This is a genomic window from Ramlibacter sp. MMS24-I3-19, from assembly GCF_050320135.1.
Taxonomy (GTDB): domain Bacteria; phylum Pseudomonadota; class Gammaproteobacteria; order Burkholderiales; family Burkholderiaceae_C; genus Ramlibacter.
On record NZ_CP190017.1, the window covers coordinates 4,214,256 to 4,226,775 of the forward strand.

Annotated in this window: 11 protein-coding genes; 7 read left to right on the forward strand and 4 right to left on the reverse strand. The window is 71.1% G+C overall.

Features of this window, described 5'->3' with window-relative positions; translation table 11 throughout:
- Positions 1-2 precede the first annotated feature (2 nt).
- Positions 3-1,526 carry an acid phosphatase gene (gene acpA / locus ACPWT1_RS20920; protein WP_427913051.1) on the reverse strand — a complete coding sequence of 508 codons (1,524 nt, stop codon included), beginning with the start codon at positions 1,524-1,526 and terminating at the stop codon, positions 3-5.
- Positions 1,527-1,629: 103 nt separating this feature from the next.
- Between acpA and ACPWT1_RS20925 the strand changes: the two genes are divergently transcribed.
- From ACPWT1_RS20925 to ACPWT1_RS20950, 6 genes are all read left to right on the forward strand, one after another.
- Complete coding sequence (locus ACPWT1_RS20925) at positions 1,630-3,372, forward strand: ABC transporter ATP-binding protein (RefSeq protein WP_427913052.1); 1,743 nt, start codon at positions 1,630-1,632, stop codon at positions 3,370-3,372.
- The gene (locus ACPWT1_RS20930; RefSeq protein ID WP_427913053.1) at positions 3,362-5,188 is read left to right on the forward strand and encodes an ABC transporter ATP-binding protein; all 1,827 of its coding nucleotides are present in this window, start codon (positions 3,362-3,364) and stop codon (positions 5,186-5,188) included. The genes ACPWT1_RS20925 and ACPWT1_RS20930 overlap by 11 nt, the downstream gene beginning before the upstream one ends.
- Positions 5,189-5,408: 220 nt before the next feature.
- Complete coding sequence (locus ACPWT1_RS20935; RefSeq protein ID WP_427913054.1) at positions 5,409-6,260, forward strand: SDR family NAD(P)-dependent oxidoreductase; 852 nt, start codon at positions 5,409-5,411, stop codon at positions 6,258-6,260.
- Between the two features lies 1 nt (position 6,261).
- Positions 6,262-7,746, forward strand: coding sequence for a flavin-containing monooxygenase (locus tag ACPWT1_RS20940; RefSeq protein ID WP_427913055.1), 1,485 nt, complete (start codon positions 6,262-6,264; stop codon positions 7,744-7,746).
- A 116-nt stretch (positions 7,747-7,862) separates the two neighbouring features.
- Positions 7,863-8,240 carry a hypothetical protein gene (locus ACPWT1_RS20945; protein ID WP_427913056.1) on the forward strand — a complete coding sequence of 126 codons (378 nt, stop codon included), beginning with the start codon at positions 7,863-7,865 and terminating at the stop codon, positions 8,238-8,240.
- A gap of 107 nt (positions 8,241-8,347) precedes the next feature.
- Positions 8,348-8,899, forward strand: a complete 552-nt coding sequence (locus tag ACPWT1_RS20950; protein ID WP_427913057.1) for a hypothetical protein — start codon at positions 8,348-8,350, stop codon at positions 8,897-8,899.
- 18 nt (positions 8,900-8,917) lie between these two features.
- Here the strand turns inward: ACPWT1_RS20950 and epsC are convergent, their stop codons facing one another.
- Genes epsC through ACPWT1_RS20965 form a run of 3 tightly spaced genes read right to left on the reverse strand, consistent with a single transcriptional unit; the run spans position 8,918 to position 11,034 of the window.
- Positions 8,918-9,823, reverse strand: a complete 906-nt coding sequence (epsC, locus tag ACPWT1_RS20955; RefSeq protein WP_427913058.1) for a serine O-acetyltransferase EpsC — start codon at positions 9,821-9,823, stop codon at positions 8,918-8,920.
- Positions 9,824-9,872: 49 nt separating this feature from the next.
- The gene (locus tag ACPWT1_RS20960) at positions 9,873-10,589 is read right to left on the reverse strand and encodes a hypothetical protein (RefSeq protein WP_427913059.1); all 717 of its coding nucleotides are present in this window, start codon (positions 10,587-10,589) and stop codon (positions 9,873-9,875) included.
- A gap of 46 nt (positions 10,590-10,635) precedes the next feature.
- Complete coding sequence (locus tag ACPWT1_RS20965) at positions 10,636-11,034, reverse strand: response regulator (RefSeq protein ID WP_427913060.1); 399 nt, start codon at positions 11,032-11,034, stop codon at positions 10,636-10,638.
- A gap of 207 nt (positions 11,035-11,241) precedes the next feature.
- Here ACPWT1_RS20965 and ACPWT1_RS20970 point away from each other — a divergent pair, with 207 nt between their 5' ends.
- Positions 11,242-12,516, forward strand: a complete 1,275-nt coding sequence (locus tag ACPWT1_RS20970; RefSeq protein WP_427913061.1) for an efflux RND transporter periplasmic adaptor subunit — start codon at positions 11,242-11,244, stop codon at positions 12,514-12,516.
- Positions 12,517-12,520 lie beyond the last annotated feature (4 nt).

Below are 12,520 nucleotides of genomic sequence, written 5' to 3' on the forward strand. Positions count from 1 at the left end.
ACTCACTGCAGCGCGTTCGTCAGGTCACCCATGCGCGCGCGCACGCCGGGCAACGGCTCGAGGTCGAAGCGCTCGGTGATGAACTTCAGGATCGAGGTCGTGTCGTAGGGCGTCTTGTCGACGTAGCCCTTCTTCACCATCGGTCCGACCAGCAGCGTCGGGATGCGCGTGCCCGGCCCGAAACGGTCACCCCAGCCCTTGCCGGACGGCGGCGGCACGTGGTCCCAGTAGCCGCCGTTCTCGTCGTAGGTCACCACCACCAGCATGTCGTTCCACTGCGGGCTGCGGCGCAGGCGCTCCAGCACCGCCGCGATGTGCTCGTCGCCGGTGGCGATGTCGGTGTACGACGGATGCTGCGTGTTCACGCCGGCCGGCTTGTAGAAGCTGACCGCGGGCAGGGTGCCGGCGTCGATGGCCTGCATGAACTCGTCGCCATCCTTCAGGTGCTGGGCGCGGTCGGGCGTGCCCGGAGCGAAGCGCGCGAAGTAGTTGAACGGCTGGTGGTGCGGCTGGAAGTTGGGCGAGGTCGGCGAGCGCGTGTAGATGATGCTGCGTTTGACGGCGGGCGCCTGCATGCCGTCGGCCAGCGCCTGCATCCAGCCGCCGGCATACCAGGCCCATTGCACGCCGCGCGCGGACAGCGTGTCGCCGATGGTGCGGGCGGTCTGCGGCGGCACGGGCACGCCGCTGGAGGCATTGCCTGCCGGATCGGCCATGGTCAGCGGGCCGTCCGCCGCGGGCGCGATGCCGCTCGGCTGGTACGGCGGCTGCGAGGTGTTGACCGACCAGCCGTCCGGTGTCACCTGCCCGCCGCCGCTGCTGTACACCTGCACGGCGCCGTCGCGCGCCGAGGGCGAGCTGGGCTTTTTCTCCAGCTTGCCCTGCGCGTCCAGGCGCGCCCGCATCGACGCCGGTGCGTCGGCATGCCGCGGCGCGCAGGCGCACACCAGGTACTGGTGGTTGAGATAGGAGCCGCCGAACGCACCCATGAAGAAGTGGTCGGCCAGCGTGTACTCCTGCGCCCAGCGCCACAGCTCGAACTGGCTGCCGTCGTAGTGGCCCATCACCCAGCCGCCGACGGTGGACATCGCGGCGAACCTGTCGTTGCGGCCGCCATCGATCTGTTCCTGATTGTGGAAGAAGGCGTGGATCGGGCTCGGCACGATCGTCGTCGGCGGACGGCTCACCGGCGGCGCGTCGATGCGGAACGGGCGGTTCGGCATGCGCGGGAAAGCCGGGTTGGGCTTGCCGTCGGGACCGAACACCACCAGCTCGGGCAGCGGCGTGCCGTCGTGGTCACGCTGCACGTACTGCTCCGGCGTCGCCTGCGCGATGCCCTCGGCGCCGGGGAACAGCCCGTACATGTTGTCGAAGCTGTGGTTCTCGGCATAGATCACCACCACGTGGCCGATGCGGGCCATGCGGGCGGCGGCATCCGGCGCGACGACAGAGGGCGGTGTCGGCGCGGCGCAGGCCACCAGCAGGGCCGCCGCGGCAGCGACGACGCAAGTGCGGAACGGAACCATGGGGATGTCTCCTTCGTTGTGCCGCGAATTATGTGGCCCCACTAGAATCGGCCGCTTTCCGCGCCGCGCCGCGCCCGCGCGCGCGCCGCCGCCCTTCCCTCGCATGTCCCTCTACCGCCTCGTCGGCTCCTTCCTGCGCCGTCACTGGACCGCCTATGCGGGGTCGGCGGTGATGCTCGTGGGCATCGCGCTGCTCACGGTGTGGATCCCGCGCCAGGTCGGCAGGATGGTCGACGCGCTGGTGGCCAGCAACCTGGCCGGCGGCGTGCTGGTGCGCGAACTGGCACTGCTCGTTGGCGCCGGCGCGGTGGTCTACCTGCTGCGCGTGGGCTGGCGGCTGCAGCTGTATGCCGCTGCCTATCGCCTGGGCGTCGAGTTGCGCCAGCGTCTCTACACGCGCCTGTCGCTGCAGGGACCGGCGTTCTTCCAGACCAGCCGCACCGGCAACCTGATGGCGCTCGCCACGAACGACATCGACGCCGTGGAGATGGCCGCGGGCGAAGCCATGCTGGCCGGCTTCGATGGCACGCTGACATTGGTGCTGGTGGTCGCCACCATGTCGCTCGGCGTCGATGCGCGCCTGGCGGGCGTGGCGCTGCTGCCGTTCCCGCTGATGGCGCTGTCGTTCTGGTGGATTTCGCGCCACGTGCACGACGCCTCGCGGCTGTCGCTGGAGCGATTCGGCCATCTCAACGACCACGTGCAGGAAACGCTGGCCGGCGTGCGCACCGTGCGCGCGCTGGGCCTGCAGGCGCGCAGCACCGCGCGCTTCTCGCAGCTGGCCAGCGGGGCCGCCGAGGCCAGCCTCTCGGCGCAGCGGTGGGAGGCCGCGTACGAGCCGGCCGTGGGCTTCACGCTCTCGGCCGCCACGGTCCTCACGCTGGGCGTGGGCGGCTGGCTGGTGTGGCGCGACCAGCTCACGGTCGGCCAGCTCACCAGCTTCAGCATGTACCTGGGCCAGCTGATCTGGCCGATGTTCGCGGCCGGCTGGGTGCTGTCGCTGGTGCAGCGCGGCACCGCGGCCTGGAACCGGCTGCAGCCCGTGCTGGATGCGCCGCTGTCGGTCGACGACCATGGCACGCAGGAGCAGGTCGCGAGCGGGCCGCTCGAGGTGCAGCACGTCGCCTTCCACTATCCCGGCCAGGCGCGCCCGGCCCTGCGCGACGTGTCGCTACGTCTCGAGCCGGGCCAGACGCTGGGACTGGTCGGGCCCACCGGCGCTGGCAAGTCCACGCTGCTGCGCCTGCTGCTGCGGCACCACGCGCCGGAGGCCGGCACCATCGCCTGGAACTGCATCGCGCTGCGCGACTACACGCTGGATGCGCTGCGAACCGCGATCGCCTGGGTGCCGCAGGAAGCCTTCCTGTTCTCGGCCAGCGTCGCCGACAACATCGCGCTCGCGAAGCCCGGTGCCACCCGCGAGCAGGTGATCGAAGCGGCGCTCCTCGCGGCCGTGCACGAGGACATCCTGCGACTGCCCCAGGGCTACGACACGCCCGTGGGCGAACGTGGCGTCACCCTCTCTGGCGGCCAGCGGCAGCGCGTGGCCATCGCCCGCGCCCTCCTCGCCGACGCGCCGCTGCTGCTGCTGGACGACGCGGTGTCCGCGGTCGACACCGAGACCGAGGCGCGCATCCTTGGCCACCTGCGCCAGGCGCGGCTGGGGCGCACCGTCGTCATCGCCGGGCACCGCCTGAGCGCCGTGGCCGATGCCGACCACACGGTGGTGCTGCAGGCCGGACGCGTCGTCGAAGCAGGCACGCACGCGGCCCTGCTCGACCACGACGGCTGGTACGCACGCCAGTGGCGCTACCAGCAACTGCAAGCGAGCCTCGATGCCAGCTGAGTCCCTCACGACGACGGCGCCCGACGGCCGGGCCACGAGCCGCCGCGACCTGCTGGGCGAGTCGGCCCGCCTGCTGGTGCGCGCCGCGCGCCCCGATGCGCGCCACTTCTGGCTGGCCACGCTGTGGCTCATCGCGGCGGCGGCCCTGGAGGCGCTGGGTCCGCTGATCGGCAAGTACCTGATCGACCACTACCTGCTGCCGCGCAATGCCGCACTGGTGCAGATCGGCGCATTGCTGCTCGGGGCGCTGGTCGCGGGCGTGCTTTCCAGCTGGCTGCGCTACCGGCAGCTCTGGCGGCTGGCCGGCCTGGCGATGCGCTCGGTGCAGCGCGTGCGCGAGGAGGTGTACGGCCATGTGCTGCGGCTGCCGATGGCGTTCTTCGACCGCGCCATCACCGGCCAGCTGGTGAGCCGCGTCACCAACGACACCGAGGCGGTGAAGTCGCTCTACGTGCAGGTGCTGTTCGTGATGCTGGACAGCGTGATCGTGCTGATCGGCGCGGCCATCGCGATGCTGTGGCTCGACTGGCGGCTGATGCTGGCGGTGCTGGTGCTGCTGCCTGCGGTGGTGCTGATCGTCGCCGTCTACCAGCGGCTGTCGGCGCCGGCCGTGACCCGCACGCGCGAGCTGCGCAGCGAACTGAACGCGCAGATGGCCGAATCGATCGCGGGCATGCCTGTGCTGCAGTCGGCCAACGCCACGGCGCGCTTCCGCGACCGCTTCGCGGCGCTGAACCAGGCGCACTACGCCTCGCGGCAGACCGAGCTGCGCGCCAACGCCTGGCTGCTGCGTCCGATGCTGGACCTGCTGAACGTGGTGCTGCTGGCGTCGGTGATCGGCATGTTCGGCCTGCGCAGCCAGGGCGGCGCGCTGGGCGCGGTGGAGGTCGGGGTGCTGTATGCGTTCGTGAGCTACATCGCGCGCGTCGTGGAGCCGCTGACCCAGATCACGATGCAGTTCTCGCAGCTGCAGCAGGCGATGGTCGGCGCAGCGCGGGTGCATGCGCTGCTCAAGGAGGCCGAGATCCCGGAGGCCGCGCCGCGCGGCGAGGTGCGGGAAGGCGCGATCCGCATCGAGAAGCTGGACTTCGCCTACCAGCCCGGCCGGCCGGTGCTGCAGGGCATCGACATCGCCATCGCGCCGGGCAGCTTCTGGGGCATCGTCGGCCACACCGGCAGCGGCAAGAGCACGCTGCTGTCGCTGCTGCTGCGCTTCTATCCCGCGCCCGCGGGCAGCATCCGCATCGACGGCGCTCCGCTAGAGCAGATCGGCGAGGATCACCTGCGCGACCGCGTGGGCCTGGTGCCGCAGGAGCCGTTCCTGCTGGCCGCCACCGCGCGCGAGAACATCGCGATGGGGCGCGCGATCAGCGATGCGCAGGTCGAGGCAGCCGCCCGCGCAGCGCATGCGCACGAGTTCATCCTGGGCCTCGAGCAGGGCTATGACACGCCGCTCGGCGAAGGCGGCGCGCGCCTGTCGGTCGGCCAGAAGCAGCTGATCGCCATCGCCCGCGCGCTGGCCGGCGACCCGCGCATCCTGTTCCTCGACGAGGCCACGGCGCACATCGACTCCGAGACCGAGCAGGTGGTGCAGCGCGCGCTGGCCGGCCTGCACGGCCGCGTGACGGTGGTCGCCATCGCGCACCGGCTCTCCACCGTGCGCGACGCCGACCGCATCCTGGTGCTCAACCACGGCCGCATCGCGGAGGCGGGCACGCACGAGGCGCTCATGGACATCGCCGGCGGCATCTACCAGCGGCTGTACCAGTTGCAGCAGCTGGAGGATCCGGACGACGAGGAAGCGGCGGTCGGCTGAGGCTCCAGGCTGAGCGTTCGGGGCGCGGCAGGCGCTGCCTGCCAAGGCCTCTTCCGGTGTCATTGCGGGCTTGACCCGCAATCCAGTGCGATGCTCGAACAAGCACTGGATCCCGCGTCAAGCCCTGGATGGCAGCCTTCCGTGCGGCCAACGCGACAGCGCCCCCCACGAGCGTCCCCTATGCTCCGCCTTCCGGCGCGTGTGCGCCAACGGAGACGCAATGGCGAAGGCAGCGTGGAACCTGAAGGGCGGCGTGGCGGCGATCACGGGCGCGGGCAGCGGCATCGGGGCGGCGCTGGCGCTCGAACTGGGACGCCGGGGCATGCACCTCGCGTTGGCCGACCGGCACACGTCCGCGCTCGAGACCACGGCGGAACAGGCGCGCCGGACAGGCATCAAGGTCAGCACGCACGCCTTCGACGTCACCGACCGCGCGATGTCCGCCGCCTGGGCGCAGGCGGTGGTCGCGGAGCACGGCCGCGTGACGCTGCTCGTGAACAACGCCGGGATCGCGCTGGGCGGCACCTTCGAGCAGGTGGATGCGGCCGACTTCGACCTGCTGATGGACATCAACTTCGGGGCGCCGGTGCGGCTCACGCGCGCCTTCCTGCCGCTGCTGGCCAGGGAGCCAGCGGCGCAGATCGTCAACGTGTCCAGCGTGCTGGGCATCGTCGCGACGCCCGGGCAGACGGCCTACTGCGCCAGCAAGTTCGCGCTGCGCGGCTTCTCCGAGTCGCTGCGGCACGAGCTGGAAGCGGCCGGCTCGCCGGTGCAGGTGACGGTGGTGCATCCGGGCGGCGTGCGCACCGCGATCGCCAGCAGCGCCAAGATCCCGCGCAACGCGACGCCGGCGCAACTGGCCGAGGCCGAGGAACGCTGGAAGAAGGTGCTCGTCATGCCGCCCGCGGAAGCGGCGCGCATCATCGCCGACGGCATCGCGCGGCGCGAACCGCGGGTGCTGGTGGGCGAAGACGCGAAGCAGGCCGTGTTCCTGCAGCGGCTGATGCCGGTGGGTTACTGGAAGGTGATGGCGCAGGGCATCGCCCGCCGCACCGGACTGAAGGCCGCGTGAGATGTCCGCCGACACCCGCTTGGCCGGCGACGACCTGGACGTGGTGATCGTGGGCGCCGGCCTGTCCGGCATCGGCGCCGCCGCCCACCTGCAGCGCGAGTTCCCGCAACGCCGCTACGCCATCCTGGAAGCACGCGACGCGATCGGTGGCACCTGGGACCTGTTCCGGTACCCGGGCATCCGATCGGACTCGGACATGTACACGCTGGGCTACGAGTTCAAGCCATGGCGCAACGGCAAGGCGATCGCCGACGGCCCGGCGATCCGCACCTATGTGCGCGAGACCGCGGCCGAGCGCGGCATCGATCGCCACATCCGCTTCGGTCACCGGCTCGTGCGCGCGAACTGGTCGTCGTCGCGCAGCCGCTGGCTGCTGGACGTCTCGCTGGCAGACGGCCGCTCGGTGCAACTGGCCTGCAGCTTCCTCTGGATGTGCAGCGGCTACTACAGCTACGCACAGGGACATCGGCCGCAGTTCCCGGGCGAGGAGGCGTTCCGCGGCCGCATCGTGCATCCGCAGTCCTGGCCCGAGGACCTGGACTACCGGGGCAAGCGCGTGGTCGTGATCGGCAGCGGCGCGACCGCGGTGACGCTGGTGCCGGAGATGGCGCGCACGGCGGCGCACGTCACCATGCTGCAGCGATCGCCCACCTACGTCGTCTCGCGTCCCGCGGTGGACCGCATCGCCGAGGGCCTGAAGCGGCGGCTGCCACCGATGCTGGCGTACCGCCTGGTGCGCACCAAGAATGTCTTCCTGCAGCAGTTCTTCTACCGGCTGGCGCGCAGGCGGCCGCAGAAGGTGGCGCAGCGCTTGACGCAGATGGCGGCCGACCAGTTGCCGCCCGGCTATGACATGGCGCACTTCACGCCGCGCTACAACCCGTGGGACCAGCGCCTGTGCCTGGTGCCGGACGCGGATCTCTTTCGCGCGATCTCGGCCGGAACCGCATCGGTCGTGACGGACACCATCGCCAGCTTCACCGAGCGCGGCATCAGGCTCGCATCAGGGCGCGAACTCGAGGCCGACATCGTGGTCACCGCCACCGGCCTGCGGCTGAACCTGCTGGGTGATGCGCAGATCGCGGTGGATGGCGTGCCCCGCGATCTGTCGAAGTCGCTGGTCTACAAGGGGACGATGTTCAGCGGGGTGCCGAATCTCGCGTCCACCTTCGGCTACACCAATGCGTCGTGGACGCTGAAGGCCGACCTCACGGCGCGCTACGTGTGCCGCCTGCTCGCGCGCATGGATGCCACCCGGTGCGCGGTCGTCGTGCCCGTGCGTGATCCCTCGGTCGGCGAGCAGCGGTTCCTCGACTTCTCCTCCGGCTACGTACAGCGTGCGTTGGGCATGCTGCCCAGGCAAGGCGATCGCAAGCCCTGGAAGCTGGCGCAGAACTACCTGGTGGACCTGGTGGCGCTGCGCTTCGCGCCGTTGCGGGACGAGGCGCTGCGCTTCCTGCGGCAGGGCGAGGCGCTTCCAGGCTGAGGCACGACGCCACCGCAAACGAGCCGCTGCGGGCCGCGTCAAGCAAGCCGCTGCGGGAGCGTCCTACAGGCGGGCGTGCGGCACGGCCCTAGATTGAGCGCATTGCAGGAGCAGCCATGCCCAACGCCAAAGGCAATCTCAAACTCACCGGAGACACCCACCTGCCCGACGCCGAATCGGATCTCGACGTCGAGGAAGGCACTTCCACCCTCGCTTCGCTGGCCCAGGTGCGCGACCAGCCCGGCCGTCCGCAGGTGCGCCGCGCGGGCGTGCTGCTCGCGCCCGAGGGCGACGCCGGCCTGGACGCGACCGCGGGTGCACGCGACGCGTCCACGTCACGGCGCACGCTGCCCCGCTCCGGCGCCGGCCGCACCGCCCCCGGCGAAGGCGATGACCGCGGCCGCGCAGGCATGCAGCCGCAGGTCCGCAGTGCCTGGGGCGTGTGGCTGGGCGCCCTGGCCGCTGCTGTCGTGCTCGCCCGACTGATGCGTTGACCGTCGGGCCGGCGGAGGCCCGAACGGACCATGCCCCAGCAGTGACAAAGGTCCGCTTTCCCGCCTTGACTCAGGCGCAAGGCGTTGCATGATGCAGGCACTGCGCCATGCCCGCCGTCCTCCGCTGTCCCACCTGCCCGATCTGCCGCGCCTGGATCGCCCCGCGTGCGGTCGCCTGCCCTTCCTGCCATGCCCAGCGCCAGCCGCGACGGTTCATGTCGCCCGGCAGCTTCACGGTCTATGCGTGGCTCTGGCTGCTGTGCACCGCGGTGCTGCTGGTGCTGGCGCTGCGCATCGCCGCCGCACCGTGGCTGGCCGACGGCGAACCGCCCGACTACGCTTTGTGGCTACTGGGAGCGACGGAAGCCAAGCCGCCGCCGGCCTGCCGCATCATCGTGCGTGACCTGCAGGGCCACGAAGTGGTGACCAGCACGGCCGAAGCGTGCGATGGCGTGACCCCGGCGAAGCCACGGGTCGAAGTGGCACGGCGGCCCGTCGATCCACAACGGCTGGCGATGGTGCGCTGGATGGCTTCCGGCCTGCACAGTGCAATCACACTGGCGTTCGCCCTGCTGGCAAGCTGGGCGTTGCGCAACGGCCTGCGCCGCCTGTTCCGCCGACCCTCGGGCTTCGCCTGGGTCTCGCGCGTCGAAGCCTAGGTGCCGCAGCGGCGCCGCTCAGGCGACGCCGTGGCCTTCACTGGTGCGTGCCTGCGACACGCTGCCGCCTGCGGGCACGTCGTGGGTCAGCCAGACGTTGCCCCCGATCACCGCGCCCTTGCCGATGGTCACGCGCCCAAGCACCGTGGCGCCCGCGTAGATCACCACGTCGTCCTCCAGGATCGGGTGCCGCGGCTGGCCCTTGGCCAGCGTGCCGTCGTCGTTCACGGGGAAGCGCTTCGCGCCCAGCGTGACGTTCTGGTACAGCCGCACGCGCTCGCCGATGACGGCCGTCTCGCCGATCACGACGCCGGTGCCATGGTCGATGAAGAAGCCGCGGCCGATGGTGGCGCCCGGGTGGATGTCGATGCCCGTGCGGCTGTGCGCGATCTCCGCCACGATGCGCGCCAGCAGCGGCAGGCCCAGCGCATAGAGCTTGTGCGCCAGGCGATGGTGGATCATCGCCAGCACGCCCGGGTAGCAGAGCAGCACTTCGTCGACGCTGCGCGCGGCCGGATCACCCTGCCACGCGGCCATCACGTCGGTGTCGAGCAGCCGCCGGATTTCCGGCAGCGCCTGGGCGAACTCGCGCACCACGCGGGCGGCGCGTTCCAGCAGTTGCGGCTCGGGCAGCCGTGCCTCGCGGCCGGCGTGTCCCAGTTCGAGCACGGCCTGGCCCTGCAGGGCCAGCATGGCGGCGTCGAGCGTGTGGCCCACGTAGAAGTCCTCGCTGTCGCTGCGCAGCTGCGGCGGCCCCAGGCGCATCGGGAACAGCGCGCCCTTCAGCTGCTCGACCATCTGCTCGATGACCTGGGGCGACGGCAGCTCGCGGCCGCGCGCATCACGATGGTGGGCCGTGCGCCAGTCGTCGCGGGCGGCATGCAGGCCGCGCACGATGGCGGCCAGGTCGAGGTTGGGGCTCATGGGATGCGGGTGTTGGCTCGGCCCGCACCTTAGCGCAGAACGGACGGGCCTACGGCGGGCAAGGCGACTTGCCGCTCCGACGCATGAAGCCGGCGGTCTCCGACAAGCTCAGCGAGCGGGCGCGCGGTGTGATCCCGCATCGCGCCATTCGCAAGGAGATTCCCATGAAACGCACCTTCATCGCACTGGCCTGCACGCTCGCCCTGGCCGGCACCGGCGCCTTCGCGCAGCAGCAGGACAAGCCGGGCTCCACGCCGTCGGCCACGGACAGCCAATCGTCCGGCAGCTCGATTACCGAGCGGATCAAGGAGACCGCCAGGAAGATCACCGAGAAGACCAAGGAAACTGCCGAAAAGGCCAAGGACAAGGTCGAGTCCGCCAAGGACGATTCGGACAAGAAGTCGGCCGAGAACAAGTCCAGCCAGTCGGCCAAGGACAGCTCGTCGAGCACCCAGTCGATGGGCGCACCGTCCTCCAGCAGCAGCGCCACCTCGCCTTCCGCCAGCGCCACCTCGCCTTCAACCAGCAGCAGCTCGCCCGCCGCCTCGACATCGCCTTCGTCGACGTCGTCTTCCGACAGCGCCAAGATGTCGGACGACCCGAGCAAGTCCAGCGCGTCCTCCCAGGGCAACTCCAGCGCCCAGTCGATGGGCGCCTCCGGAAGCAGCTCGAGCTCGTCGTCGTCGTCCAAGACACCGCAGGCCGAGAGCAGCAAGATGACCGCCGACCCGAGCAAGTCGTCGGCGTCGTCCAGCAGCAGCGGCAACACGCCCTCGCCCAGCGGCACGACCCGCTGACGCGCCGCGGCGCGGTCAGTTCCGCTGGCCGCCCGCGCGCTGCTGCCAGAGCGCCTGCACCTGGCCCGGGAGCGCCATCGGGTCGAACGGCTTGGTGATCACGCCCAGCGCGCCCAGCTCCCTGTACTGCTCCACTTCGCTGGCCTGCACCTTGGCCGTCATGAAGATGACGGGCACGTCGCGCAGGGCCGCCAGCTCGCGCAGCCGGCCCAGGGTGGTCGGGCCGTCCATGCCCGGCATCATCACGTCCAGCAGCAGCAGCTGCGGCGCGAAGGCCTCGGCCACGGCCAGGGCTTCGGCGCCCGACGCGCACGCCTGCAGCGTGAGGCCACCCATCGCCTCCAGCGCCATCGAGGCGATGGTGCGGATGTCGGAGTCGTCCTCGACGTAGAGCACCCGCTCGAGTGCGTTCATCCGCGGCTCCCCGCATGGGCATGGAAGGAGATGCGGCGCGGCATGGACGTGTGTTCGTGGGTGTCGAAGCAGATGGCCGGACGATTGTGGCATGCACCTTGCGACGCCCATCCGCGCCTAATCCGCGGCTAATGCGCGGCTGTCGGCCCGTTCGTATACTGCGGCGCTTTGCCCACCCAACACGGCCACACGATGGCCCCCAAGCGCATGCCTCCCACCGTCCGGCTCCTGCTCCCCACCCTCGTGCTCCTGCTTGCCGCCTGCGGCAAGCAGGGCGATGGCGCCGCCGCGGCCGGCGGCGCTCCCGGGGGCGGCATGCCCCCACCCGAAGTGGGTGTGGTCACGGTGACGCTGGGCGACGTCGGCCTCGTCACCGAACTCCCCGGCCGACTCGAGGCCTCGCGCGTCGCGCAGGTGCGCGCACGCACGCCCGGCATCGTGCAGCAGCGCCTGTTCCGCGAGGGCAGCGACGTCAAGCAGGGCCAGCCCCTGTTCCGCATCGATCCCTCGACGCTGCAGGCCGGCGAGGCCAGCGCGAAGGCCGCACTGGCCCGCTCGCAGGCCAACCTGGGCCAGGCCAAGGCGCTGGCCGACCGCTACAAGCCGCTGGTCGAAGCCAACGCCATCAGCAAGCAGGAGTACGCGAACGCCGTCGCCGCGCAGAAGGCGGCCGAAGCGGACGTGGCCGCTAGCGAGGCCAACGTGCGCACGGCGCAGATCAACCTCACGTATGCCAACGTCACCGCGCCGATCTCCGGCCGCATCGGCCGCGCGCTGGTGACCGAAGGCGCGCTGGTCGGCCAGGGCGAGGCCACGCCGCTCGCGCTGATCCAGCAGATCAATCCGCTGTACGTGAACATCACGCAGTCCTCCGTCGACGTGCTGAACCTGCGCCGCGCGGTGGCCGAGGGTCGCCTCAAGCGCTCCGGCGACGGCGCCAATGCGAAGGTCGTGCTGGAAGACAACAGCGTCTACCCGCAGCCCGCGCGTGTGCTGTTCTCCGACCTGCAGGTGGATCCCACCAGCGGGCAGGTGACGGTGCGCGCCGAGGTGCCCAACCCGCAGAACTTCCTGCTGCCCGGCATGTATGTGCGCGTGCGGCTCGAGCAGGCCAGGGCGACCAACGCGATCCTGCTGCCGCAGCAGGCCGTCACGCGCTCGGGCCAGGGCGACAGCGTGCTGGTGGTCGACCAGCAGGGACACGTGCAGCCGCGGCCGGTGAAGGTCGGTGGCGCGCAGGAAGGCAACTGGATCATCCTGGACGGCCTGAAGGCCGGCGAGCAGGTGGTCGTCGACGGCACGATGAAGCTGCAGATGTTGCCGCCGGGCACGCCGGTGAAGGCGGTGCCGTGGAAGGCGGATGGAGCGGCCCAGCCGGGCGGCGCGCCCGCAGGTGCGCAGGGTGGAGGCCAGCGGGCCAACGACAAGGGCGGCGCGGCACCTGCGGCCGGCAAGGGCGCATCGGGCGCCAAGTCCTCCTGAGGCC

Excerpts from the sequence above, each read along its gene's own strand:
- acpA (WP_427913051.1), bottom strand. The coding sequence starts at position 1,526 with ATGGTTCCGTTCCGCACTTGCGTCGTCGCTGCCGCGGCGGCCCTGCTG.
- ACPWT1_RS20925 (WP_427913052.1), top strand. The coding sequence starts at position 1,630 with ATGTCCCTCTACCGCCTCGTCGGCTCCTTCCTGCGCCGTCACTGGACC.
- ACPWT1_RS20930 (WP_427913053.1), top strand. The coding sequence starts at position 3,362 with ATGCCAGCTGAGTCCCTCACGACGACGGCGCCCGACGGCCGGGCCACG.
- ACPWT1_RS20935 (WP_427913054.1), top strand. The coding sequence starts at position 5,409 with ATGGCGAAGGCAGCGTGGAACCTGAAGGGCGGCGTGGCGGCGATCACG.
- ACPWT1_RS20940 (WP_427913055.1), top strand. The coding sequence starts at position 6,262 with ATGTCCGCCGACACCCGCTTGGCCGGCGACGACCTGGACGTGGTGATC.
- ACPWT1_RS20945 (WP_427913056.1), top strand. The coding sequence starts at position 7,863 with ATGCCCAACGCCAAAGGCAATCTCAAACTCACCGGAGACACCCACCTG.
- ACPWT1_RS20950 (WP_427913057.1), top strand. The coding sequence starts at position 8,348 with ATGCCCGCCGTCCTCCGCTGTCCCACCTGCCCGATCTGCCGCGCCTGG.
- epsC (WP_427913058.1), bottom strand. The coding sequence starts at position 9,823 with ATGAGCCCCAACCTCGACCTGGCCGCCATCGTGCGCGGCCTGCATGCC.
- ACPWT1_RS20965 (WP_427913060.1), bottom strand. The coding sequence starts at position 11,034 with ATGAACGCACTCGAGCGGGTGCTCTACGTCGAGGACGACTCCGACATC.
- ACPWT1_RS20970 (WP_427913061.1), top strand. The coding sequence starts at position 11,242 with ATGCCTCCCACCGTCCGGCTCCTGCTCCCCACCCTCGTGCTCCTGCTT.